The following is a 22,993-nucleotide window of genomic DNA, read 5'->3' on the forward strand; positions in this document are numbered from 1 at the left end:
TGTGTGCGTGTGTGCAACAGCGGCACCACCGCCGGCCAGTGCCCGACCAGCCCTCAATGCCAGACACGACCTCTACACGCACGAACGACGTTCTCACGCAGCGCCTTTCCGTGCTGAGCGCCGGGCCGCATCGCGACGCGCTCACGCGCGGTCTGCGCGGCATCGAAAAGGAAAGCCTGCGGGTCACGCGCGACGGCGCGCTCGCCATGACGCCGCACGCCGCCGCGCTGGGTTCGGCGCTGACGCATCCGTCGCTCACGACCGATTATTCGGAAGCGTTGATCGAAATCATCACGCCCGCAGAAAGCGACGCGTCGATCACGCTCAACAAGCTCGACGAGCTGCATCGCTACGTCTATAGCGTGCTCGCGCGCGACGGCGAAATGCTCTGGAACGAATCGATGCCGGGCCTGCTGCCGCCGGAAGACGACGGCATTCCCATCGCGCGCTACGGCAGTTCGAATATCGGCACGCTGAAGTACGTCTACCGCATGGGTCTCGCGCTGCGTTACGGCCGCACCATGCAGTGCATCGCAGGCATCCACTACAACTATTCGCTCAACGAAGAAGTGTGGCGCGTGCTGCATGCGCACGATCAGTCGACGGCCACGCAGACGGATTACCAGTCGGAGCGTTATCTCGCGCTGATCCGCAATTTCCGCCGCACGAGCTGGCTGCTGATGTATCTGTTCGGCGCCTCGCCCGCGCTCGATGCGCGTTTCCTGCGCGGTCGCGAGCACACGCTGGAAAGCCTCGAGGCCGACACGCTCTATCTGCCGTACGCGACCAGCCTGCGCATGAGCGATCTCGGCTACTCGAACACGACGGGTCAATCCGCGCTGCACGCCGACTACGACACGCTGCCCGGTTATCTCGACGCGCTCGCCCAGGCCGTGAGCCAGCCGTATCCGCCTTACGAGGCGATCGGCACGCATCGCGACGGCGAGTGGGTGCAGATCAACACCAACATCCTGCAGATCGAAAACGAGTTCTATTCGACGATCCGCCCCAAGCGCGTGACGTGGCCCGGCGAGCGTCCGCTGCATGCGCTGGCCGCGCGCGGCGTGCAATACGTCGAAGTGCGCTGCATGGATATCGATCCGTTCGAGCCCACCGGCATTTCGCTGGAGACGGCGCGTTTTCTCGATGCTTACCTGCTCGCCTGCGCGCTCGACGAAAGCGCGTCGCTGCCCGCAACGGCATACGCCGAAGCCAACGAGAACTTCGGCCTCGTGACGAAGGAAGGGCGCAAGCCGGGGCTAGCGCTGACGCGCGACGGCCAGCCGGTTGCGATGCAGGACTGGGCGAACGAGCTGTTCGCGAAGATCGAGCGCACGGCCACAGTACTCGACGCGCTGCATGGCGGCGACGCCCACGCGCGAGCGCTTGCGGCCCAGCGCGCGAAGCTCGCCGATGCGTCGCTCACGCCTTCGGCGCGCGTGCTGCAAACCATGCGCGATCAGCAGCAAACCTTCCTGCAATTTGCACTCGCGCAAAGCGAGCGTCATGCGGCGGACTTCCTCGCGCGTCCGCTGGATGCGCAGACGACCGCGCACTTCGAGCAACTCGCGCGCGAATCGGTCGACGAGCAGGCCAGGCTCGAACGCGAAGAAGTCGGCTCGTTCGATGCCTTCGTGGCCGCCTATCGCGCCTACACGCTCAACCGCTTCAGCGTCTGACGCCCGAGCGGACGCGATGCCGGGTCCGCACTACGGGCCGGGCATCGCAATTGCGTCGAAACGCCCACGGGCCGGCGCGGTCCAACCTTCACGGGCCTGACGCCGTGCCGTCGAGCGGCGCGCGCCGCGCATTCATCCCTTATAGTCACGCCAACGACAAACGGTCCGGCCGCACTGCGCGCGCGTTCTCGGTTCAAGCGGGTTCAAGCGCGCGCCGGCCGACACAGGGAGGAACCCAAGCGATGAAACGAATCCTGCCGATCCTGCTCTGCGCGGCGCTGGCTGCCTGCGCGCCGCGCGGCCAGGTCAACCCCGACGTCATGCAGATCGCCACCGCGCCGCTCACCTGCAGCGACAAACCGCAGTGCGATATCTGGTGGCAACGCGCCCAGGACTGGGTGCGCGGCCATTCGAAATACGAAGTGCAGACCGTCACCGACTCGCTGATCCTCACCGCCGGCCCCGGCGGCGGCAAGCGCGCGCTCGCCTACGAGATCACGAAAACCGTCAACGGCGACGGCACCACCACGATCGGCTTCGCGGCGCATTGCGATAGCTCGATCGGCTGCAAGCCCGATCCGTGGGCCGCAGGTGCCGCCTTCAAGCAGTATGTGCGCACGGGTATCGAACAGTCGGTTCCGGGCGCCAACGACGCGAGCGAAACCGGCGCCGCGCCGCTGCCTGCTTCGGCTGCGGTACCGATGGCTTCGGCCTCGGCGCCCTGAGTCCACACCGGCGCCAGCCGGTCTTCTCGCGCCCCGGATTGTCCGGGGCGCGCGTCTTTGTCTTAAAGACGACCTTGCGCAATAAGATGGACTCCGAATCGAATCAATTCGATTGCGGATTTAGGCATTTTCTGATTGGGCGATGGATCGAGGAACCGTATTGTGGCCGTGCTTCGGCGCGTGCCGGACGGTTTCATTCCTCTTCAATCAATCGAATCCAAAATGAAAATGCGATTTTTGCCAGCCACCTTGCTGGCCTTTCTGATCGCCGTCGCCGCTGGCTGCACTACTGCGTCGGGGCCCATGCACAATCTCGACATCGTGACGCTCGCTAACGGCACACAGGCTTATCGCGTGCAGTGTCAGGGCCTGCTCGAAAGCTCGAAGGCGTGTATGAAGAAGGTCAACGAGATCTGCGGCGACAAGCAGCCGCTGCGTGTTTCTTCGGTGGACCGCGCCGCTTCGGGCTTCGCGCCCGAGAACGATCCGCGTGAAATCATGTTTGTCTGTCAGGCGCCGCAACCGGTCGTCCAGCCGCAAACGCCTCCGCCGCCGCCGCCCCCGCCGGTCGTCGACACCAAGCCGCGCACGATCACGCTGAACGCGGACGCCAACTTCGCGATCAACAAGTACGATCTGCTGCCGGCCGGCAAGCAGGCGCTCGACAAGTTCATCGCGGATAGCGACGGCGTGAACATCGGCACGGTGGTCATCGGCGGTCATACGGACTCGACCGGCTCGAAGGCGCTCAACGACCGCCTCTCGGAACGCCGCGCGCAAACCGTGCGCAACTATCTGCAATCGCACGGCCTGCATGCTGGCCAGTATGAAGTGCACGGTTACGGCGCAACCCGCCCGGTCGCGCCTAACTCCACCGTGGAAGGCCGCGCGCAGAACCGCCGCGTCGAAATCCAGACCAATGGTGTGACTGCACGATAAACCTGCATAACAGGTTTAACTGCAGGCTCAACTGCAGGTTCAACCGCGGGACCGTTCTTGAGCCATCAGTGGCCCATCGACGGTCCCGCGCCTTTTCTGGGCTTCGTAATCCACACCAGCGCGGCCAGCACGAGGAACACGACGCAGGAGATGCGGAAGAAGTCGTTGGTCGCCATCATGTAACCCTGCGTGGTCACCACGTCGTTGAGCTTGGCGGTGATGCTCTGGCCCGCGTAACCGATGTTCGCCAGCGCGTCCTGGTACGCCGTGGTATTCGGCGAATACACGCTCACCGATTCGGACAATACCGCGTGGTGATAGATCGCATCGTTCTCCCAGAAGGTCGTACTAAGCGCCGTGCCGATCGCACCCGACAGCGTGCGCAGGAAGTTCGACAGGCCTGACGCACTCGCCAGGCGATCATCGGAAATACTCGAAAGCGTGATGGTGGTCATCGGCACGAAAAAGCCCGCCACGCCGATGCCCTGCACAAGTCGCGGCAGGATCACGTGGCCGAAGGGCACGTCGAGCGTAAAGGTCGAATTCCAGATCGAAACGAACGCGAACACCAGAAACGCGAGGCTCGCCACCAGGCGCAGATCGAGCCGGTGCATATTGCGTCCGATCAAGGGCGAAAGCACGAGCGCTAGCAACCCGACCGGCGCCGTTGCCAGACCGGCGATGCCCGCCGTGTAGCCCATCACCGTTTGCAGCCAGAGCGGAAAGATCACCACCGAGCCGAAAAACGCCATAAAGCCGAACGAGATGATCAAGGCGCCGAGCGCAAAATTACGGTCGCGGAACAGCGAAAGATCGACAACCGGTTCTTTTTCGGTCAACTCCCACGCGAGCATGAAGGCCAGCGACACCACCGCGATGATCGCCAGCGCGACGATGAACTTCGAGCTGAACCAGTCGCGATCCTTGCCGAGGTCGAGCATCATCTGCAGGCACGACACGCCGATCACCAGCAGCGCGAGCCCCACGGCGTCGATGCGCTGCTTCGTGGTCTTCGTCTCGCGGCCGCGCAGCAGTAGGTAGGCACAGATGCCCGAAAACAAACCGATCGGCACGTTGATGTAGAAGATCCACGGCCACGAGTAGTTGTCGGTGATATAGCCGCCCATCACGGGCCCGAAGATCGGCGCGACGATCACCGTCATCGCCCAGAGGCCGAGCGCCAGGCCGCGTTTCTCGGGCGGATAGGAGCGCATGAGGATGGTCTGCGATAGCGGCACCATCGGCCCCGATACGAGACCTTGCACGAGACGGAAGGCGATCAGCGTCTCGAAGTTGGAGGCGAAGCCGCAGGCCGCCGAGGCGATCGTGAACAGAAGCACCGACAGCGTGAAGAGCCGCACTTCGCCCACGCGGCGCGCGAGCCAGCCGGTGAGCGGCACGGCAATCGCCGAGGCCACGGAGTACGACGAGATCACCCACGTGCCTTCGCTGTTCGCCACGCCCAGATTGCCGGAGATGGTCGGCACGGCGACGTTGGCGATCGAGGTGTCCAGCACCTCCATAAAGGTGCCGAGGGCGAGGCCCACGGTCAGCAGCGCGAGCGTGCCGCCGCTCAGGGGCCGAGGTTCGGCGCTGGCCGGGGAGGAGGCGGGCGCGGCGGTTGAAGCGTCCATCGTCGGGTCCTTGATCAGGATCGTTGGCCGGATTTGGCTCGATTTATCTCGATTAATTCTTCGACGTCAGGACCGTTGCCGCATCAACGAGCTGCAGCCGAACGATCGTGCGTCTTTATATGCCGGGGCATTGTCTGCCCAGACAGTTATTTGACTGCAATACGGCCTTTGCGCGACGGTGCGCGGCGGGGGTCAAGCAACGGTTGGCGTCAGGCCAACCCCACCTTCAATCGCCGCTCGCCAGACCTTCGACATGGCCGCATACCGCCTGGGTTTGCGCGTCGTTAGCGATGAAACGCTGCAGCAGGCTGATGAGCGTCGTGACTTCGTCCGCGCTGAAGCCATGCAATTGCTCGTTCATCACCGAAGCGATCACATCGGGCAATTGCTGCGCTGCTTCGCGGCCAAGTTCGGTGAGTTCGAGTTCCACGACGCGACGGTCGGCCTGACTGCGCTGGCGCTCCAGAAAGCCCTTCTTTTCGAGCCGGTCGAGCATGCGCGTCATCGATCCGGTGTCGTACGACAGCACGCGTGACATCTCGTTGGGCGTGCGGGCGCGCTGGTACCAGAGCAGCAAAATCACGCCGATCTGCGAAGACGTCAGCCCGAGCGGCGCGACCGCGCGGTCCATGCGGGTGGCCAGCACGTTGCGCGCGGTCGAGAGGAAATAACCGAGACTCGGCACCACGCCGACCTTGCCCGGCACGTACGGAACGTGGGGCACGTCTTGTGGAATATCGGGGCCGCTATTCATCGCTACTCATGGGTAAAACGCTCTCTTCGATCGCGAAAACACCGGCATTCTAGCCGGTTATTTTCCTGCCTGGGCAGGTAAATAAATCGGGATTGTGTGGCGTCGCCGATGTTCACCCAGCGCTCACCTGGGCGCAGCGTTCATCGATCTGTCGCTATCGCAGCGTAAAAACAACAGCAGAAATGACGCAGTGCAAAGTATGTTGAGATTTGCTTGCATAGTCAATATTATTGCAGGCAAGCACTTAAACTCATCGGATTCCCGAATTTCTTCTTTGGTCGCGCCATGCTGTACCTCAAAAACGCGCTCGGCGGCATTGGCCGCTCGGTTACCTGCACAGCACGCCATGCCTTCGCGCATGCCGGCGGGGCAGCGCGTTGGCGCAAGATCGGGCTCTATGCGGCAATGTTCGTGTTGCCGGGCGGCTCGATCGCCGTCGTGTTGATGATGTGGGCCGATCGCCGCCGTTCGCAGCGCGGCAGCCAAGTCACGAGCGTGACGGCCATCGGCGCCTCCGGGCCTGCGATCGCCCAAGCGGCAAAAGCCGCCTGCAACCACGCCCAGCGCGCCTGCCGTCCCTCCTGCGCAGGCATCGCACGCAACGCGCGACTGCGTGCTCACGACGCCCTTCATGCACTGCGCCGCTGGCGCGGTAACGGCGCGTAAACTGTAACTTACGCGCCGTAACACATCCGTCCCCGTTCCCGGCTTACGCTTGCGGATTGCGCCCGGCGCAATCCGCGTGCGCTACCATTGCCGCAGCCTTGCGCGGGCGTCAGCGGCCTTAACCGCTTTGACAGCGACGCGCCAAAGTCTTGCACGCCGAGTGTTTTGCCGCGCTGCCCGCCCCGCCATTCGATCATTTGCCAGCCGCATCGACAGGAATTCCCGCATGTCCCGCCGTCTCGTTGTTCCCGGTCGCCTTTCCGTTTCGCTGCGCCGTCGCGCGCCTACGCTCGCGCTGATCGGCGCAGCGGCCGTGCTCGCCTTCCAGCTCGGCGGCTGTGCAGTCGGCCCCGACTACCATCGGCCCGATACGGCCGTGCCAGCGGCCTACAAGGAGGCGCCGGAAGGCTTCAAGGTCGCGCAACCGTCCGATACGATCGATCGCGGTACCTGGTGGCTCATCTACGACGATGCGCAGCTCAACGGGCTGATGGATCAGCTCAACACCAACAACCAGACCGTCGCGCAGTACGCCGCCGCTTATCGTCAGGCGCGCGCTCTGGTGGGCGAGGCGCGCGCCGCGTACTTCCCGGTGGTCAGCGCGTCGTTCGCGGGCACGCGCTCGGGCACGGCGTCGCGCGTGTCGAGCAACACGGGCAGTGCGTCCGGCAGCATCACGAACAACATCAATCTGGGCCTCGACGCCACCTGGGAACCCGACCTCTGGGGCAAGGTGAGCCGCACCGTGAGCGCCGAGGAAGCGGGCCAGCAAGGCGCCGCCGCCGATCTCGCCAATGCGCGCCTTTCCGCCCAGGCCACGCTCGCGCAGACCTACTTCACGCTGCGCGCGCTCGACGCCCAGCAGAAGCTGCTCGACGACACCGTCGCGGCCTATCAGAAGTCGCTCACGCTGACGCAGAACCAGTACGCGCAGGGCGTAGCAGGTCGCGCCGACGTGATCCAGGCGCAAACGCAGCTGCAATCCGCGCAGGCTTCCGCCATCGACAACGGCGTTGCGCGCGCCCAGGACGAACACGCGATTGCCGTGCTGGTCGGCCAGCCGGCTTCGTCGTTCTCGATTCCGGTGTCGCCGCTCACGGCCACGCCGCCGGTCGTGCCGGTCACGATGCCTTCCGCGCTGCTCGAACGGCGTCCCGATATCGCGTCGGCCGAGCGCAAGGCGGCGGCGGCCAACGAGCAGATCGGCGTGGCAATTGCCGCGTTCTTCCCGACGCTCACGCTGTCGGCGAGCGGCGGCTTCGAAAGCTCGGTGTTCTCGCAACTGCTGCAGATGCCGTCGCGCTTCTGGACGCTCGGGCCGTCGCTCGCGGCCACGGTGTTCGATGCGGGTCTGCGCCGCGCGCAAACCGAAGCCGCGCGCGCCGCATACGACCAGCAGGTCGCGACCTATCGCCAGACCGTGCTGGCCGCGTTCCAGGACGTCGAGGACAACCTCGCGTCGCAGCGCATCCTCGCGCAGGAAATCGTGGTGCAGCAGCAGGCGGTGGAGTCGGCGCAACATGCGCTCGCGATCGTCACCAACGAGTACAAGGCGGGCACGATCGATTACCAGAACGTGCTGTCGGCGCAGACGACCGCGTTCACGGCGCAGCAGAAGCTCGCCAGCCTCGCGGGGCAGCGCATGGTGTCGTCGGTGGGACTGGTGAAGGCGCTCGGCGGCGGCTGGGATACCGCGCAGATGACGCGCGAGAACGGCGGCGTGGCGGCGCCTGCGCCGGCAGCCTCGGGTGCGACGGCCAGCACGGCCGCCGTCACCCAGGCCGCCGTCACCCCGGTCAATACACAGGCACAGTAAGCGCCCAGCGCTTGAAGCTCAACGCATAAACGTCAGCGCAACCTGTCCCGGACCCATCGGGCGGCCCAGCAGGTTCAGCAGGCCCGCGAGGTTGTCGCGCTGATCGGGCGTGGCGCTCGCGGTGCCGTTGAACATCGACGAATTGCGCGAGAACGTGCCGTGCCCATCGAGCATCAGCGGGCCTTTCTGCGTGCTCAGATCGAGCGTCGACGACGCGCCTTGCGCCTGCAGCACCGCCTCGTAAGAACCCAGCGGCTTCACCAGCGAAACGCGCGAACTCATGTCGCCGAGCGTGACCGTGAGACGGCCGAACGCATCGGTGCCGAACACGCGCCACGGGCTCCACGCGAGCCGCACATTGCCATCCAGATCGAGCGTATTGAACGGCGCGCCCAGACCCGCGAGCAGCGAGGCCGGCACCGCGAGCGCGCCCGCCGTCACCGTGGCGCCGCGCGGCGTGGCCTCGACGTCGATGGGATCGGGCATCGCCTCGGTCTGGCGCATCTGCAGATGCACGCGGCCGGTGAACAGCGCCCAGAACGACGCACGCCATTCGATGCGTCCAGGCAGCAGCGTCGCGCCTTGCACGTCGCGGCCCGCAGCCAGCATGAGCGTGGCCGAGCCGTGCCAGAGCGAGCCTTGCGGATCGACGAGATTCACGTGCCCTTGCGTCACGCGCGCGAATTGCGGCGCGATCCACGCGGCGGGCAGGCGCACGAGCAGCACCGTGCCCACCGAGAGCACGGCGACGATCAGCCAGGGTAGCGCGGCGCGCACGCGCCGCATCCAGTAAGACATACGATCAACCCCTGACGGTGTTTCAGCGCGCGTTCGCGGGCTGCAGCGACGCGGTCAGATCGACCTGACCGTCGGCCTTGAGCGCGGTGATATGCGCCTCGACCACCTGCACCTTGAACTGCTTGCGCACGTCGTCGAGCCAGCCCGTCCAGACCGGAAACGACGCATTCTTCATCTGCACCTGCACGGCCGTGCCGATCAGTTGCACCTGCGCGCCCGGCATGCCGTGATCGGCCAGCGAAGCCGTAAGCGCGTCCTTGAGCGCCTGGCCGCCCGGCGCGACGCTGGCCGCCGCGCCCGCGAGCGTGCGGGCCTCGTCGGCCTGCGCGGTCATCTGCGACAGTTCGCGCTGCATCGCGGGCAGGCTCTCGCGCAGCTTCGCGCGGCCGTCCGCCGCCGGCTGCCAGAGCACCGAATAGCCGATGGCCACAGCCAGCACCGCGCTGCCCCACGTCAGCAGCACCTTCTCGCGCGCCGAGCGCGCTTCCCAGAACTCGTTCCAGGTATCGGCCCACGCGCCGCTCAATGCCGATGTCTTCATGACGCGCTCCTGATGGTCCATTTGCCGGTGCTGCTGTCCTGCGTGCCCGCCAGGCCGTTGCGCGCGAGGCGTTTGGCCAGATCGGCATCGACGTTGACGCCCGGTTTGAAGGTCACGTCCAGGCGCCGCTCGTGATAGTCGAACGCCGCGATGCCGTTCGCGGGAATCGGCCCGAGCGAGCGCGCGAGCGCGTCGGACAGCGCGAGGAAGTCGTCGGGCGAGGGCTCGCCGGCGGCCACGCGCAGCTGCGAAAGCTGCCGCGCCATCTGGCCGGCCGGATCGAGCACGACGGTGGTTTTCGGGAAGGCGTTGAGCAGCAGTTCGGTCATCTGCGTGTTGATGGCGTCGCGCTGGCGCGCCAGCATCAGCCACTGCACATTCGCGCCGATGATCGCCACCACCAGCGACGCCGCGATCAGCACGATCGGCACGCGCAGGCGGCGCAGCGTCGCGCGGTCGAGGCGCCACGGCTGCGCGGCGAACTCGAACTGGCAAAGGTCGAACTTGCAGGCAAGCGCACGCTGCGCGAGCGTTTCGAAGGCGAGCGGCTGCGCGCCGGGCAGGGCGGCGGCCAGCGCGGCTTTGTCGGCGGCACGCGTGGGTTCGCCGGGCAGGCCGGTCAGCACGTAGCGCGCGATGTCGGCGTCGCCGGCCAGCGCGTCGACGGTCGCGGCCACGCTCGCCGACGGCACCGCGAAGCCTTCGGCCGCCGTGCCGCGCACGATGGCGAGTTCGAGCAAGGCTGCGGGCGCGGCAGGCGCGGCCGCCAGATCGGGCAGCAGCTCCGGCGCGGTCGACATCACCTGGCCGAGCACGCAGGCCGTGACGGCTTCGCGCACGGCGCTATCGGCACGTTCGGCGGGATTCGAAGCGGTGGCGCCTTCGCCCGCCATCGCCGGTTCGGCCACGGGCGCCACGATGCTTTGCGCGAGCGGCAGGCAGCGCGCCACCGGCACCGCGCGCAGGTTGCGATGCCCCGCGCCCGTAAAGCCTTCGACGATAAAGCGGAACCAGCCGCGATCGATCGCCGCCACGGTCTGCCGGCCATCGGCGAGGCGCGTGGGATCGAGTGCCAGATGGCAGGTCTGCGGGTCCTGGATCAGATGATCCTCGACCACGTTGGGCAGCGCCTGGCGCAGTCGCGGCCCCTTGAGCGGCGGCACGGCGGCCGTAATCATCAGCAGGTCGCGCGCGGCGATCAGCAGCACGGTAGCCGACGCTTTCGGCAACAGGCCGAGCGCGGCGCGGCCCGCGCGCTGCGTGCGGCCCGACTTGTCGAGCAGCGCGAACGGCAGTTCCGGCAACTGCCATTCCTGCGAGTGGACCGCCGGGTCGCGCGGCGGCATCAGGACGATCAGCGTGCTCACACGCACCTCTTTTCGATGTTGGACTGGTACGGTTTCATGATTCGTCGCGAACGCGCACGATGCGCGTCACATGGGTAAGCGGGTCGCGCCAGACGAGCGTGGTCCGGTCCACGACCGCGCGCTCATGCTGCACGCGGCCATGCACGAGAAAGTAATTCGAATTGACGTCGCAAAGCGTGGAGTCGATGCCGGTCTGCGGGCTGCCGGCGCCGGTCAGCGCGAGCTGCACATCGCTCAGATTACGGAAAAACACCGTCTGGCGTCGCGACACGAAGGCCTGCGCGCTCGACAGGCTCATGCCCTGGACGATCGAGGCGATCACTTCGGCCGTCGCCGTGTTCATGTTGACCGGCGTGGTGGTCGGCAGGATCGTCACGAAAGGGCGCAGGCGCGCGACGATGTCGGGCGTGAAACCGGGCACGTCGAGCAGGGCGTCCACGCTCGTCATGAGGATTGGCGCCGATCCGCTGTTGCTGTCGCCATCGGAAAGACCGGGGTTGCTGGTGAAGTTCGCGCCGCCGCCTGCGCCGCCCGCAACCGGCTGGGTCGCGGCGGTGCCGCTCGCCGTCACGCCCGCCGACGCGGTCTGAAAGCGCGTGACCGAATACGCCAGGCCCGAGCGCAGATACACCGCCGCGTTCTTCGCGAGCTGGCCATCGACGCCAAGCAGTTGCAGCAGGCGCGCGAACGCCTGGATCTGCGTGAGATTGAGCTGCAGCGCGCCGGGCGCGGACGCCGTCACCAGATTGCGCAGGTTGTAGCGCGCCTGGGCGTCTTCGATCGAACCGGAGAGCCAGGTGTCGGCGCCCTGATCGGCGCGCACTTCGCCAATCTGGCCGAGAAAGTCGGACAGCCGCGTGCGCGCAACCGGCATGCCCCACGCGCCGCCCAGATAGGTCACGCCCGCCGAGGTATCGGCTTCCGAGCGCAGCACGAGACGCGTCCAGTCGAGCGCCGAACGCGAAATCCATTGCGCCTGGGTCAGCAGACGCTGATTCTCGATGCGGCGCAGTTGCACCTGCTGGCGCCAGAGCATGCCCGACACCAGGATCGCCGACAGCGCGACTACCAGCAGCGCGGTGATGATCGCCGCGCCGCGCTGCTTTGCGCGCGCGCCTATACGTCGGGAAAGCCGGGAAAGTCTCGAAAGCCGTGAAACAGGCAAAAACAAGGGGCGGCGCATGCTCATTCCCCCACCAGGAAAACGCGTGTCACGGGCCGCGCGAGCGCGTGCGCGCCGACGCTCACCTCGAGCCCCGTCACGGCGCGCGGCACCGGCGCGTTGCCGAGCTGCGGGACCTTCACGCCGTTATTGTTGGCGTTGAGCTGGCCGCGCACTTCGCCCATATCGGACGTCCAGCCGACCTTCGGCACATAAAGGCGCGCGTTGATCGAGCCCACGCCCTGCATCATCGATAAAGCGCTCCAGGCGCTGCTTTCGCCGCCGCGCAGCGCGCGCCGCAATTCGCCGATGGTGGCAAGCGGCGGCGAGGCGTAACGCACGACACGCCCGTCGCTCACGCGATAACGCACCACCTGCAGACGCGGCGCCGCGCCGGGCGGCACCGCGAACGCGCGCACGATCTGCAGCGCGCCGCCATCGACGGCGACGGCGGGCGAACCGGCTTCGTCGTCGCTGACGGCCTGGCGCGTGTCGATCCGCATCTGGTCGAACATCTGCGCGAACACGCGCTCTTCGGCCATCGACGTGGAAATGACGTTGCGTCCGCGCACGATCTGGTCGAGGCCGCGCCACGACAGAATCGCCACCACGGCCAGGATCGCGATGGCGACCAGCAGCTCGATCAGCGTGAAGCCGCGGGCGGGGCGGGCGCGTCGGATACTCATCGGGAAATCACAGGGACCGGTTCGTCTCATTGCCGAGCACCGTGACGAGTTGCGCGAGATTGCCGTCGCGGCCCGGCATCGTCACCGTGACCTCCACGCGGCGAAACACCGGATTGGGCGTGGCCGCGACATGCTGCGTGCAGGTCAGGCGCAGATTGCCCTGCGAGCAGTCGAAACTGTGTTCGCCGAGATCGGGCCAGGCATGCGCGAGGCGCAACTGGGCGAGCGCGTTGTCGGCGCTCCAGCCGGCCAGCAGACGGTCGTGCAGTTCGGCCTCGCTCGCGGCGAGACTGCCCACGGCGCGCAGCGAAGCCGCAAGCGCGATCGCCACGATGGCAAGCGCGACCAGCACTTCGATCATCGTGAAGCCACGGGCGCGCATCTCAACGAACCTCATAACGGCCAGTCCCGGTGCCGATGATGGTGGCGCGGCCCGCCGCCGAAAACAGCGTGATCTCGACCGGCTGCTCGACCGCTTCGGTGCCGAAAATCAGCCGGTTCGCGTGGTAATCGTCTTCGCCGCCGGGATAAGTGATCGACACGCCCGTCACGCCGCCTTCCCACTGGCGCGGGCCGAGCAGGTCGTCGCGCAGCGGGCGCCAGCCGTCCTCGGTACGCACATCGAAGCGAAAACCGCCGGAGAGCGGCTGCCAGGCGATCGGGCGGGCGCGCACCTGCGCTTCGTCGCCGGCCGATTCGAACAGCAGCGCGAGACGCTGCGCTTCCTCGTTGAGATCGGTGCGCGGATTGCGCGTGAGCGAGAGCGAGGCGAGCGACACCAGCAGCCCGGCGATCAGCAGCACCACGAGCATTTCCAGCAGCGTGAAACCCGCCGAGCGCGCAGGCGTCGGCGCGCGGTCACAGCGGCGCGGGATGCGAATGGGGCGGGATTGCATGGGCTGAAAAGAGGTCAAGCGGAAGGAAAATGCGCGGCGAGGGGCGTATCGGCATGCACTCGGGGCGAAGCCGCGCGGCGCGAGGATCGGATGCGTTCAACACCATTCGACCGGATCGCGCCACGCGTGACATCGCGGCTGGGCGGCTACTGCCAGGAACCGACGTCGGCGTCGTTGCCTTCACCGCCGGGTTTGCCATCGGCGCCATAGCTGAAGACGTCGATCTCGCCATGCACGCCCGGGTTCAGATACTGGTACGGATTGCCCCACGGATCGTTGGGCAGGCGCTCCAGATAGCCGCCGTCCTTCCAGTTGTTCGGCACCGGGTCGGTGGTGGGCTTCTGGACCAGCGCCTGCAGGCCCTGATCCTGCGCCGGATAGCGGCCGTTATCGAGGCGGTAGAGCTTCATCGCCTGCATGATGGTGCCGATGTCCTGTTTGGCGGCCACACGGCGCGCTTCATCGGGACGGCTCATGATCTTCGGGACGATCAGCGCGGCAAGAATGCCGAGGATCGCGATCACGACCATGATTTCGATCAGCGTGAAGCCGCCCTGACGGCGCGCGCGCCGGCCCTCGATGACGTCGCGGCTGATTGGCCCACGGTATTTGGCCCACATGGACATGACTTGCTTCCCTCCTGATGTTTCCTGGTGTTGATCGTGGTTCGCTGCGTGCTTCACTAGCTGTTTCGCAGCGTATCCGCGTACATGACGGGTCATTGTAATGTCACACGATGACGCCTTCGCGACCCGCTTTTTCGCGAACGTTTCCGGTACTTTCCCGAACAACCTTCGCGCACTGATTCCTGCCATCTTCCTGCCATCAAAACGTTCACATTACTCCGTACAATGGAACGCATGAACCCACTACAAATCCGTCTTTTGTCACTCGCTGCCTTCGCGGTGTTTTGCGCCACGGCAGCGTGGTGGACACTCGAAATCGCCGCTACGCGCGCGGCGCCCGTGCAAGCCGCCGCCGCCCAGGCGCCGGTCTCGCTCGATCAGGCCGGCACGCCGTTCGGCGGCAAGCTCGAACATAACGTCGCGCAGGATATCCATCTGTTCGGCATCCTCGCGCTCTCGCAGGGCGCTGCGGCCATCGTCAGCATCGGCGGCGAACCGGCCAAGGCGATCTCGCTGGGCGGCCTGATCGGCCAGGATTCGAAGCTCGCCGAAGTGCGCGCCCGCTCGATCGTGATCGACCGCCATGGCGTGCACTCCGAAATCTTCCTGCCCGCCAACCCCGGCGGTCCTACCATCTACGTGCGTTAAAAAAACCGCCTCGTGCAGCGCAGCGCTGCATTGCTTACTGCACGAGGTTGTTCAGTTCGATGATCGGCAGCATCACCGCGAGCACGATCACCAGCACCACGCCCCCCATCGCCAGAATCAGCAACGGTTCGAGCAGGCTCGTCAGGAACATCGTGCGGCGCTCGAGTTCGCGCGCTTCGCCTTCGGCGGCGCGATCGAGCATGGTCGTGACGTCGCCCGTGGCTTCGCCCGAGCGGATCAGGTGCACCAGCACCGGCGGAAACGTCTTGGTATTGCCGAGCGCGCGCGACAGCGACGTGCCTTCGCGCACGCGCACGATCGCATCGTCGATGTTGTTGCGCATCGCCTTGTTCGAGAGCGTTTCGCCCGCGGCCTGCAAGGCGCGCAGGATCGGCACGCCCGCCGCGCTCAGAATGCCCAGCGTGCTCGCGAAACGCACCGTGTTGTAGCCGCGCACGAGCTTGCCCGCGAGCGGCGCGGTCAGCAGCCAGCGATCGAACGCGAGACGCGGGCCGGGCCGGCGCAAGGTCGCGCGCACGACCCACGCCACCAGCGCCACGACGATCACCACCGCCCACCACCATTGCCGCACGAACGACGACAGCGCCATCATCACGATGGTCAGAAACGGCAGCTGCTGCTTGGTGCTCGCAAACACGTTCACCACTTGCGGCACCACGTAGCTGAGCAGGAACGTGACGATGCCGAACGCGATCAACGTGACGATCGCCGGATACGTGAACGCCAGCACGATCTTCTGCTTGAGCGCGTTGCGTTGCTCGATGTAGTCGGCCAGGCGCGACAGCACGATGCCGAGCTTGCCCGTGTGTTCGCCCGCCGCAACCAGCGCGCGGTAAATATCGGGGAAATCGCGCGGATGCTGCGCCAGCGCATTGGCCAGCGAATGGCCGCCGAGCACTTCGGCGCGAATCGCGGCCATCAGTTCGCGGATGTAGTCGCGCTCGGATTGCTCGGTGAGCACGGCCAGCGCTTCGCCCAGCGGCAGGCCCGCAATCAGCAGGCTCGCGAGCTGGCGCGTGAGAATCGCCTGCTCGCGCTGCGAGAGCTTGCGCCCGAGCGCCAGACGCTGCTGACGCGCGCCGCGCGTGCGGCTTGCGGCCGGTTCGACGACCAGCGGCGTGAGGCCCTGGCCGCGCAACTGCTGACGCGCACTGCGCGCGCTATCGGCGTCGAGCACGCCTTTTTGCGCTTTGCCCGCGGCGTCGATCGCTTCAAAACGGAATGCCGGCATGACCGCTACGCTCCGCCCGTCACACGCAGCACTTCTTCGAGCGAGGTCGTGCCTTTGTCGAGCCAGCGCTCGCCGTCTTCGCGCAGCGTGCGCATGCCTTGCTCGCGGCCGGCGGCGAAGATTTCGGCATCGGCGGCGTTGCGGTGAATCAGCGCGCGGATCGGTTCGTCGATCAGCAGCAGTTCATACACGCCGCGACGGCCCGAGTAGCCCGAATTGCCGCAGCGCTCGCAGCCGACCGGGTGATAGCGCGTGCGGCCATCTTCTTCCACGCGCGCTTCCTTGCAATGCGGACAAAGCTGACGCACCAGACGCTGCGCCAGCACGCCGAGCAGCGACGACGCGAGCAGATAAGGCTCGACGCCCATATCGGTCAGACGCGTCACCGCGGAAGCCGCATCGTTCGTGTGCAGCGTGGCGAGCACGAGGTGGCCCGTGAGCGACGCCTGCACGGCGATCTGCGCGGTCTCCAGATCGCGGATTTCGCCGATCATGATGATGTCCGGGTCCTGACGCAGGATCGAGCGCAGCGCCCGCGCGAACGTCATGCCGATGCGCTCGTTCACCTGCGTCTGGCCGATGCCCGAAAGATCGTATTCGATCGGGTCTTCCACGGTCATGATGTTGGTCGTGGCGGTTTCGAGCCGCGACATCGACGCGTACAGCGTGGTCGTCTTGCCCGAACCGGTCGGCCCGGTCACGAGCACGATGCCGTGCGGTTTGGCGATCAGCTGGTCGAACTGGCCGAGCGTATCCGACGCCATGCCGAGCGCTTCCAGATTCAGGCGTTGCGCGTCTTTTTCCAGCAGACGCAGCACCGCGCGCTCGCCGTGACCCGTGGGCAGCGTGGACACGCGCACGTCCACCGGCCGCCCGCCCACGCGCAGCGTGATACGGCCGTCCTGCGGAAGACGTTTTTCGGCGATATCGAGCTGCGCCATGATCTTGATACGCGAGATCAGCGCCCCGTGCAGCGCCTTCTTCGGCCGCACCACGTCGCGCAGCGTGCCATCCACGCGAAAGCGCACAACCGACGCGTTTTCGAACGGCTCGATGTGAATATCCGATGCCTGCTCGCGCGCCGCCTGGGTCAGCAGCGCGTTGATCATGCGGATGATCGGCGCGTCGTCTTCGGACTCCAGCAGGTCTTCCACTTCGGGAATGTCCTGCATCAGACGCGAAAGATCGACTTCGCCTTCGACTTCGCCCACCACCTGCGCGGCGCTGCCGTCCTGGCGCGCGTAAGCCTGGTTGATGGCGAGCGCAAGCTCGTCGGCGGGCACGCGTACCAGCGTGAAGGCGCCGAAGTTGCGCGCGACCTCGGCGATCGACGCACCCGAAGTGCGCTCGCTGATCCACACTTCCAGGCCGTCGGCGTGCTGTTGCGCGACCAGGATCTGGCCGCTGCGCGCGAAGCTGTACGGCACGAGGCGCGCCGCGATCGGCGAGGGCGCAGTGCGCGGCGTATCGGCCGTGCTCAAGGCTGTGTCCTCGGCGTGGTCGTCAGCGGCTGCTGATCGCCCGATTGCGCGGGCGCGGTTTGCGCCGGAATCGTCTGAACCGGGATCGTCTGGGTCTGCACCGGCGCGGTCTGCACGGGCTGCATCTGCGCCGCGCTCGCGCCCGAGGCCGGCTGCACCGAGCGCATGACCTGCTCGCGGCGCATCTTGTCGATATCGAACAGATTCAGCGCCGAACCGCCTTCGGCCGGGCCCAGGGGCATCGGCGGCACGACCGGATCGTCCTTGTCCTTCATCAGGTTGTTGTCCGACTTGTACGCGCCCGTCACGCCCTGGATGTAGTCGTAACGGTTCGACGTAACCGCCTGCGCCGTATCGCGATCGCTGATGATCACCGGACGCAGGAACACCATCAGATTGGTCTTCGAGCGGGTCTTGTTTTCCGAGCGGAACAGCTGGCCGATCCACGGAATATCGCCGAGCAGCGGCACCTTGCTGTTGCTGACCTGATAGTTGTCCTGCATCAGGCCGCCGAGCACGATGATTTCGCCGTTATCGGCCAGCACGGTCGACTGGATCGAGCGCTTGGTGAAATCGGGGCCGGCGGGATTGGTCGTCGCGTTGGTCGTGCCGTTCACGATCGCCGAATCTTCCGTGTACAGCTGCAGCTTGAGGATGCCGCCTTCGGTGATCTGCGGCTTGATGTGCAGCGTGAGACCCACATCGACGCGATCGTAGGTATTGAACGCCGAACTCGTGGAGCCGCTCGTGAGATTCGAGTACGAACCGGTCTGGATCGGCACGTTGGTCCCGACGACGATCTTCGCTTCCTGATTGTCGAGCGTGATCAGGTTAGGCGTGGACAGCACGTTCGCGTCGTTGGTCTGCGAGAGCGCCTGGAGCAGTGCGCCCAGCCCCTGCACGCCGAACAGATTGTGCACCCAGCCTACGTTCAGGCCTTGCTGCAGATTGCCCAGCGAACTGACGAGGCTGCCGGATTCCACGGCGCCTGCCGTCAGGTTGATGATGCTGTTGCTGCTGCCGGTGGAGAGGTTGGTGCCGGCCAGCACGTTGCCCGTGCCGATCTGCCACTGGATGCCCAGATTGGCGTTCGTATTCGAATTCAGTTCGACGATCAGCGCTTCGATATAAACCTGGGCGCGACGCGCGTCGAGCTGGTTGATCACGCTGCGCAGATTGCGATAAAGCGGGTCCGGCGCGGTGATGATCAGCGAATTCGTGGCGGCGTCGGCCTGGATCATGCCGCCGCCCGACGCGTTGTCGTCGCTCTTGTCCTTGCTGTTGTCGCCGAGGAAATCGCTGTTGTTGCCGTTCGACGAGCCGCCGCCCGCCATCGGATTATTCGACGAACCGCTGTTGCTCAGCGAATTCGGCAGCGGCGGCGTGCCCGATGCACCGGTCGAGGTGCTGTTGTTGCCGCCACCACCGTTCTGGTTGAACGAATTCGCGCCGCTGCCGGACGACGACGAATCGTTGCCGCCCTTGCCCATCATGCCGCGCAGGGTCTTGGCGAGTTGCACGGCGTCGGCGTTGCGCAGCGCGACCACGTGCATATTGCCGGGCATGCTGGTCGGCGCGTCGAGCTGCTTCGCCAGTTCCTTCGCGGCCGCGAGGCGCTGCGGATTCGATGCACGCAGCATGACCGAATTGGTGCGCGAATCGGCCAGCACGGTCACTTTGAGCGTGGGATCGGAGCCGCCGATCGCGCCCGGATCGAGCATTTTCTGCAGCGTAGGCGCGATGTCGAGCGCATTCGCGTTGTGCAGCGGCACGACCTGAACCTGCTGGCCCGCCGCCGTATCGACACCCGCGATGATCGCCGCGATGCGCCGCACGTTGTCGGCGTAATCGGTCACGACCAGCGCGTTATTGCCCGGATAGGCCGCGATCGTGTTGTTCGGCGAAATCAGCGGACGCAGCACCGGCAGCAGATTGTTCGCCGATTCGTTGCGCAGCTGGAACACCTGGGTGATGACCTGGTCGCCGCGCGCGGCCGGCGCGTTGCCCACGTAGGTGGGCACGCCTTGCAGCTTGGCGTCGGCTTCCGGCACGACCTTGAGGACGCCGTGGTCCTGCACGAGCGCAAAGCCCTGCATGCGCAGCGCCGATTGCAGCGTCTTGAGCGCCTGATCTTCGGGAACGGGGTTCTCGGAAACGAGATTGAGCTGCCCCTTCACGCGCGGATCGACGATGATGGTTTTGCCGGTGGCCGCACCGATTGCCTTCGCCACCTGATCGATATCGGCGTTGACGAAGTTGAGCGTGACCTGGGCATAGGCGAGCTGCGCCGTCATCAGTCCGCTCACGAGCAGCGCCGTGGCGACGCGACGCAAAGCCATACGATTTCTTCTCATGGGTGTCATATCGAAGCCGGCAATGGACACCGCCGGCTAGTCGTACTTATCGTGCTCAACGTGTGCATCGTGCCCGTGCGAACAGCCCGCCTGGTGCACTCGAGTGCACCCGCCTGGCTCCCCAACCGCCGCCGACTGCCGACGCTCCTCCCCGGCAACCGATGCTCACCAAAAAGAGGAACAGTAGCAGCTTTTCGTGTCGAATTTGTCACAAAGCGAAAACGTCTGGGGATTTCCTCTAGTACGCTGATCGCGGCACAAGGCATTTGTAAGAATTGACCTGCGTAAGGAAGCAGGCATTCTGGCCGTTCGGTCTGTTTGAAGCGTCATCGACTGCCGGTATCATACGGGCGGCATGGATCTGGGACTGCGCAGCTTGCATCGGCAAGACGCGGGTTTTCCCGCAGTTTCACCGGCTCGCGTGAGTTCGCGCGCGGTGTCGTCCAGACCGCTTCATTCCGTTTTGCACTTCTATCGCCGTTGCAATGAAAAAGGTTGCGTCCTCCACGATCGCCGTTCTGCTCTCGCTCGCCGCACTGGCCAGCGCGCCCGCACGCGCCGATTGTTTCGACGAAGCCGCCCGCTACCAGAAGGTCAATCCGCTGATCCTGCGCGCCATCGCGTGGCAGGAGTCGCACAACACGCCTGATGCAATGCACAGGAATGCGAACGGTTCGACCGACTACGGCGTGATGCAGATCAACTCGATTCATCTGCCCGCGCTCGCGCAGTACGGTATTTCGCAAAGCACGCTGATGGAGCCGTGCAAGAACGTCTACATTGCCGCCTGGCATCTGCGCCAGAAGATGAATAAATACGGCAATACCTGGTCTGCAGTCGGCGCTTACCATTCGGAAACGCCGGCGCTGCGCGATCAGTACGCCCAGCAGATCGCCACCATTCTGCGTAAATGGAAGCTGATGCCCTGACGGCCGAGCATCCCGCGCCCCGTAAGGCTTGAACCTGCTTCGGCGCTGCGCCTGACAGCGCAGCACGCCCGCATGGTGCAAAATGCAGGCTTGCGCCGCCGGACTGCCCGCGCGGACCGTTTTTCCTGCCTTTTTCTACTGCACACTGCGATGAACCAGACGCCACTGCCCGTCACCGTGCTCTCCGGTTTTCTGGGCGCGGGCAAGACCACATTGCTCAACCACGTCCTCGCCAACCGCGCCGGTCTGCGCGTGGCCGTGATCGTCAACGATCTTGCCGCCGTCAATATCGACGCGGCGCTCGTGCGCGACGCCTCCGCGGTTTCGCGCGTCGAGGAACGTCTCGTCGAGCTGTCCAACGGCTGCATCTGCTGCACGCTGCGCGGCGACCTGCTGGCCGAAATCCGCCGTCTGGCCGATCCGGCCCAGGCGGGCCAGCGCTTCGACGCCATCCTGATCGAATCGACCGGCGTCGCCGAGCCGATGCCGGTCGCCGAAACCTTCACGTTCACCGACGAAGACGGCGGGTCGCTGGCCGATCTCGCGCGTCTGGACACGATGGTCACGGTGGTGGACGCGTTCAACTTCCTGCGCGACTACGCCAGCGCCGACCCGCTCGCCGAACGCGGCGTGACGGTGGGCGAGGGCGACGACCGCACCATCGTCGAATTGCTGATCGAGCAGGTGGAATTCTGCGACGTGCTGGTGCTCAACAAGGCCGATCTCGTGAGCGCCGACGATCTCGCGCGCCTGCAGCACATCCTTGCGCGCATCAATCCGCGCGCGGTGCAGGTGGTGAGCCGGTTCGGCGAAGTGCCGCTGGAAACCGTGCTCAATACGGGCCGTTTCGATTTCGACGCCGCCGCGAGCGCGCCGGGCTGGCTCGCTTCGCTGCACGAAGACGATCACGCGGATCACGCGCACGATCATGATCACGATCACCACCACGACCACGGCGATGCCTGCGGCGCGCATTGCAGCCATCCGGATCACCAGCATCGCAACGAAGCCGACACCTACGGCATCGGCAACTTCGTCTATCGCGCGCGCAAGCCGTTTCAGCCAGAGCGTCTGTGGGCGCTGCTGAATCAGGAATGGACCGGCGTACTGCGTTCGAAGGGCTTTTTCTGGCTCGCCACGCGTAACGACGTGGCCGGTCAGCTTTCGCAGGCGGGCGGCGTGTGCCGCCACGGTCCGGCGGGCACGTGGTGGGCCGCGCAGCCGCGCGAAGAATGGCCGCAGGATGCCGAACTCGAAGCCGAAATCGCGCGCGACTGGTTTGGCGACGCGAACGATGCGCGCATTGGCGACCGTCGCCAGGAACTGGTGATGATCGGCGTGAATCTGGATCATGCGGCGTGGCGCGCGAAGCTCGACGCCTGCCTCGTCACGGATGCGGAATTCGCAGCAGGCCCCGACGCCTGGCAGGCTTACGCCGACCCGTTCCCGGTCTGGGATTTCGACGAAGACGACGATCATGACCACGATGGCGAAGGCGAAATCGTCCATCGTCACGATTGATCGACGCTGAAAATAGCCTGCGAAATGCGGGCGAAAACCACAACGGCGCCGTGCAATGCGGCGCCGTTGGACGAAAAAAAACCCGCCAGGGGCGGGTGTCAACTTAAAGCGGTATTGCTTTAACGCTTGTTGACGGCGTCCTTGAACGCCTTGCCAGCCGTGAACTTGACGGTCTTGGCTGCCGGAATCTTGATGGTCTCGCCGGTCTTCGGGTTACGGCCCGTACGTGCCGCGCGCTTGCCCGAGCCAAAGCTGCCGAAGCCGATCAGCTGGACTGCGTCGCCCTTCGACACAGCCTTCTTGACCACTTCGAGGAGCGTGTCCAGCGTTTCACCGGTTTGAGCCTTGCTAGCGCCCGTCTGTGCTGCGACGGCGTCGATCAGTTCCTGTTTATTCATTGAGATATTCCTTTCTGTGTTTAGGTTGACACGAACAGCGCGAACGCGCCGATTATACGGACGCGTGCCGCGCCGTCGAGCAGCGCGGACCCGGAGCACCCCGGGGATTTGCGTCGCGGCT

The 22,993-nt window shown here is 65.6% G+C and carries 22 protein-coding genes; 8 read left to right on the plus strand and 14 right to left on the minus strand.

All coding sequences use genetic code 11. From position 1 onward, the window contains the following. Nucleotides 1-56 precede the first annotated feature (56 nt). The 3 genes from gshA (at nucleotide 57) to U5A67_RS09465 (ending at nucleotide 3,343) form a co-directional block, all read left to right on the plus strand. Nucleotides 57-1,679 carry a glutamate--cysteine ligase gene (gene gshA / locus U5A67_RS09455; protein ID WP_321813809.1) on the plus strand — a complete coding sequence of 541 codons (1,623 nt, stop codon included), beginning with the start codon at nucleotides 57-59 and terminating at the stop codon, nucleotides 1,677-1,679. 242 nt (nucleotides 1,680-1,921) lie between these two features. Further along, nucleotides 1,922-2,404 carry a hypothetical protein gene (locus U5A67_RS09460; RefSeq protein ID WP_321813810.1) on the plus strand — a complete coding sequence of 161 codons (483 nt, stop codon included), beginning with the start codon at nucleotides 1,922-1,924 and terminating at the stop codon, nucleotides 2,402-2,404. Between the two features lie 222 nt (nucleotides 2,405-2,626). Next, nucleotides 2,627-3,343 carry an OmpA family protein gene (locus U5A67_RS09465; RefSeq protein WP_241023419.1) on the plus strand — a complete coding sequence of 239 codons (717 nt, stop codon included), beginning with the start codon at nucleotides 2,627-2,629 and terminating at the stop codon, nucleotides 3,341-3,343. A gap of 65 nt (nucleotides 3,344-3,408) precedes the next feature. Here U5A67_RS09465 and U5A67_RS09470 read toward each other — a convergent pair whose 3' ends face one another. Both U5A67_RS09470 and U5A67_RS09475 read right to left on the minus strand, forming a co-directional pair. Continuing rightward, the gene (locus U5A67_RS09470; protein ID WP_205983142.1) at nucleotides 3,409-4,977 is read right to left on the minus strand and encodes a DHA2 family efflux MFS transporter permease subunit; all 1,569 of its coding nucleotides are present in this window, start codon (nucleotides 4,975-4,977) and stop codon (nucleotides 3,409-3,411) included. A 226-nt stretch (nucleotides 4,978-5,203) separates the two neighbouring features. Beyond that, entirely contained in the window at nucleotides 5,204-5,731 is a 528-nt protein-coding gene (locus tag U5A67_RS09475) for a MarR family transcriptional regulator (RefSeq protein ID WP_321813811.1), read from the minus strand. A gap of 285 nt (nucleotides 5,732-6,016) precedes the next feature. Here U5A67_RS09475 and U5A67_RS09480 point away from each other — a divergent pair, with 285 nt between their 5' ends. Beyond that, on the plus strand, nucleotides 6,017-6,397 hold the full coding sequence (locus U5A67_RS09480; protein ID WP_321813812.1) for a hypothetical protein: 381 nt from the start codon (nucleotides 6,017-6,019) through the stop codon (nucleotides 6,395-6,397). Nucleotides 6,398-6,623: 226 nt separating this feature from the next. Further along, the gene (locus tag U5A67_RS09485) at nucleotides 6,624-8,213 is read left to right on the plus strand and encodes an efflux transporter outer membrane subunit (protein ID WP_321813813.1); all 1,590 of its coding nucleotides are present in this window, start codon (nucleotides 6,624-6,626) and stop codon (nucleotides 8,211-8,213) included. Nucleotides 8,214-8,231: 18 nt separating this feature from the next. Here the strand turns inward: U5A67_RS09485 and U5A67_RS09490 are convergent, their stop codons facing one another. The 8 genes from U5A67_RS09490 to gspG form a co-directional block, all read right to left on the minus strand. Next, nucleotides 8,232-9,011 (minus strand): type II secretion system protein N, encoded by a 780-nt coding sequence (locus U5A67_RS09490; RefSeq protein ID WP_205983146.1) that lies wholly within the window; start codon nucleotides 9,009-9,011, stop codon nucleotides 8,232-8,234. Between the two features lie 22 nt (nucleotides 9,012-9,033). Continuing rightward, on the minus strand, nucleotides 9,034-9,573 hold the full coding sequence (locus U5A67_RS09495) for a type II secretion system protein M (protein WP_205983147.1): 540 nt from the start codon (nucleotides 9,571-9,573) through the stop codon (nucleotides 9,034-9,036). Then, on the minus strand, nucleotides 9,549-10,919 hold the full coding sequence (gene gspL, locus U5A67_RS09500; RefSeq protein ID WP_321813814.1) for a type II secretion system protein GspL: 1,371 nt from the start codon (nucleotides 10,917-10,919) through the stop codon (nucleotides 9,549-9,551). The genes U5A67_RS09495 and gspL overlap by 25 nt, the downstream gene beginning before the upstream one ends. Before the next feature lie 34 nt (nucleotides 10,920-10,953). Further along, nucleotides 10,954-12,108 (minus strand): type II secretion system minor pseudopilin GspK, encoded by a 1,155-nt coding sequence (gene gspK / locus U5A67_RS09505; protein ID WP_205983149.1) that lies wholly within the window; start codon nucleotides 12,106-12,108, stop codon nucleotides 10,954-10,956. Further along, entirely contained in the window at nucleotides 12,105-12,767 is a 663-nt protein-coding gene (locus U5A67_RS09510) for a type II secretion system protein J (RefSeq protein ID WP_205983150.1), read from the minus strand. Before U5A67_RS09510 ends, gspK begins: the two co-directional genes overlap by 4 nt. Before the next feature lie 7 nt (nucleotides 12,768-12,774). Next, nucleotides 12,775-13,164, minus strand: a complete 390-nt coding sequence (gspI, locus tag U5A67_RS09515) for a type II secretion system minor pseudopilin GspI (protein ID WP_321813815.1) — start codon at nucleotides 13,162-13,164, stop codon at nucleotides 12,775-12,777. After that, nucleotides 13,151-13,663: a GspH/FimT family pseudopilin gene (locus U5A67_RS09520; RefSeq protein ID WP_205983152.1), complete on the minus strand. Its 513-nt coding sequence runs from the start codon at nucleotides 13,661-13,663 to the stop codon at nucleotides 13,151-13,153. The genes gspI and U5A67_RS09520 overlap by 14 nt, the downstream gene beginning before the upstream one ends. Before the next feature lie 146 nt (nucleotides 13,664-13,809). After that, a complete protein-coding gene (gene gspG / locus U5A67_RS09525; protein ID WP_205983253.1) occupies nucleotides 13,810-14,283 on the minus strand; it encodes a type II secretion system major pseudopilin GspG in 474 nt (157 codons plus the stop codon). 240 nt (nucleotides 14,284-14,523) lie between these two features. On the opposite strand from gspG, the gene U5A67_RS09530 reads away from it, so the two are divergent. After that, nucleotides 14,524-14,937 (plus strand): general secretion pathway protein GspC, encoded by a 414-nt coding sequence (locus tag U5A67_RS09530; RefSeq protein WP_205983153.1) that lies wholly within the window; start codon nucleotides 14,524-14,526, stop codon nucleotides 14,935-14,937. A 34-nt stretch (nucleotides 14,938-14,971) separates the two neighbouring features. Here U5A67_RS09530 and gspF read toward each other — a convergent pair whose 3' ends face one another. From gspF to gspD, 3 genes are read right to left on the minus strand one after another with little or no spacing between them, the layout of a single operon-like run. Beyond that, nucleotides 14,972-16,189 carry a type II secretion system inner membrane protein GspF gene (gspF, locus tag U5A67_RS09535; protein ID WP_205983154.1) on the minus strand — a complete coding sequence of 406 codons (1,218 nt, stop codon included), beginning with the start codon at nucleotides 16,187-16,189 and terminating at the stop codon, nucleotides 14,972-14,974. A gap of 5 nt (nucleotides 16,190-16,194) precedes the next feature. After that, nucleotides 16,195-17,670 (minus strand): type II secretion system ATPase GspE, encoded by a 1,476-nt coding sequence (gene gspE / locus U5A67_RS09540; protein ID WP_205983155.1) that lies wholly within the window; start codon nucleotides 17,668-17,670, stop codon nucleotides 16,195-16,197. Next, a complete protein-coding gene (gspD, locus tag U5A67_RS09545) occupies nucleotides 17,667-20,009 on the minus strand; it encodes a type II secretion system secretin GspD (protein WP_321813816.1) in 2,343 nt (780 codons plus the stop codon). Before gspD ends, gspE begins: the two co-directional genes overlap by 4 nt. A 500-nt stretch (nucleotides 20,010-20,509) precedes the next feature. Here gspD and U5A67_RS09550 point away from each other — a divergent pair, with 500 nt between their 5' ends. Together U5A67_RS09550 and U5A67_RS09555 are read left to right on the plus strand one after the other, a co-directional pair. Then, on the plus strand, nucleotides 20,510-20,953 hold the full coding sequence (locus U5A67_RS09550; protein WP_321813817.1) for a lytic transglycosylase domain-containing protein: 444 nt from the start codon (nucleotides 20,510-20,512) through the stop codon (nucleotides 20,951-20,953). 150 nt (nucleotides 20,954-21,103) lie between these two features. Then, nucleotides 21,104-22,474, plus strand: coding sequence for a GTP-binding protein (locus U5A67_RS09555; RefSeq protein ID WP_321813818.1), 1,371 nt, complete (start codon nucleotides 21,104-21,106; stop codon nucleotides 22,472-22,474). Nucleotides 22,475-22,593: 119 nt separating this feature from the next. Here U5A67_RS09555 and U5A67_RS09560 read toward each other — a convergent pair whose 3' ends face one another. After that, nucleotides 22,594-22,872, minus strand: a complete 279-nt coding sequence (locus U5A67_RS09560) for an HU family DNA-binding protein (RefSeq protein WP_027815965.1) — start codon at nucleotides 22,870-22,872, stop codon at nucleotides 22,594-22,596. Nucleotides 22,873-22,993 lie beyond the last annotated feature (121 nt).

The sequence above is a fragment of the Paraburkholderia sp. J69-1 genome (assembly GCF_905220255.1).
GTDB lineage: Bacteria > Pseudomonadota > Gammaproteobacteria > Burkholderiales > Burkholderiaceae > Paraburkholderia.

Bases quoted from the DNA above. Each gene is read 5' to 3' on its own strand.
- U5A67_RS09520 (WP_205983152.1), bottom strand. From the start codon at position 13,663: ATGCAATCCCGCCCCATTCGCATCCCGCGCCGCTGTGACCGCGCGCCG.
- U5A67_RS09530 (WP_205983153.1), top strand. From the start codon at position 14,524: ATGAACCCACTACAAATCCGTCTTTTGTCACTCGCTGCCTTCGCGGTG.
- U5A67_RS09485 (WP_321813813.1), top strand. From the start codon at position 6,624: ATGTCCCGCCGTCTCGTTGTTCCCGGTCGCCTTTCCGTTTCGCTGCGC.
- U5A67_RS09465 (WP_241023419.1), top strand. From the start codon at position 2,627: ATGAAAATGCGATTTTTGCCAGCCACCTTGCTGGCCTTTCTGATCGCC.
- gspD (WP_321813816.1), bottom strand. From the start codon at position 20,009: ATGGCTTTGCGTCGCGTCGCCACGGCGCTGCTCGTGAGCGGACTGATG.
- gspK (WP_205983149.1), bottom strand. From the start codon at position 12,108: ATGAGCATGCGCCGCCCCTTGTTTTTGCCTGTTTCACGGCTTTCGAGA.
- U5A67_RS09510 (WP_205983150.1), bottom strand. From the start codon at position 12,767: ATGAGTATCCGACGCGCCCGCCCCGCCCGCGGCTTCACGCTGATCGAG.
- U5A67_RS09490 (WP_205983146.1), bottom strand. From the start codon at position 9,011: ATGTCTTACTGGATGCGGCGCGTGCGCGCCGCGCTACCCTGGCTGATC.
- U5A67_RS09470 (WP_205983142.1), bottom strand. From the start codon at position 4,977: ATGGACGCTTCAACCGCCGCGCCCGCCTCCTCCCCGGCCAGCGCCGAA.
- gspF (WP_205983154.1), bottom strand. From the start codon at position 16,189: ATGCCGGCATTCCGTTTTGAAGCGATCGACGCCGCGGGCAAAGCGCAA.
- gshA (WP_321813809.1), top strand. From the start codon at position 57: ATGCCAGACACGACCTCTACACGCACGAACGACGTTCTCACGCAGCGC.
- U5A67_RS09495 (WP_205983147.1), bottom strand. From the start codon at position 9,573: ATGGACCATCAGGAGCGCGTCATGAAGACATCGGCATTGAGCGGCGCG.
- U5A67_RS09460 (WP_321813810.1), top strand. From the start codon at position 1,922: ATGAAACGAATCCTGCCGATCCTGCTCTGCGCGGCGCTGGCTGCCTGC.
- U5A67_RS09560 (WP_027815965.1), bottom strand. From the start codon at position 22,872: ATGAATAAACAGGAACTGATCGACGCCGTCGCAGCACAGACGGGCGCT.
- U5A67_RS09550 (WP_321813817.1), top strand. From the start codon at position 20,510: ATGAAAAAGGTTGCGTCCTCCACGATCGCCGTTCTGCTCTCGCTCGCC.
- gspG (WP_205983253.1), bottom strand. From the start codon at position 14,283: ATGTGGGCCAAATACCGTGGGCCAATCAGCCGCGACGTCATCGAGGGC.
- U5A67_RS09555 (WP_321813818.1), top strand. From the start codon at position 21,104: ATGAACCAGACGCCACTGCCCGTCACCGTGCTCTCCGGTTTTCTGGGC.
- U5A67_RS09475 (WP_321813811.1), bottom strand. From the start codon at position 5,731: ATGAATAGCGGCCCCGATATTCCACAAGACGTGCCCCACGTTCCGTAC.
- gspI (WP_321813815.1), bottom strand. From the start codon at position 13,164: ATGAGGTTCGTTGAGATGCGCGCCCGTGGCTTCACGATGATCGAAGTG.
- U5A67_RS09480 (WP_321813812.1), top strand. From the start codon at position 6,017: ATGCTGTACCTCAAAAACGCGCTCGGCGGCATTGGCCGCTCGGTTACC.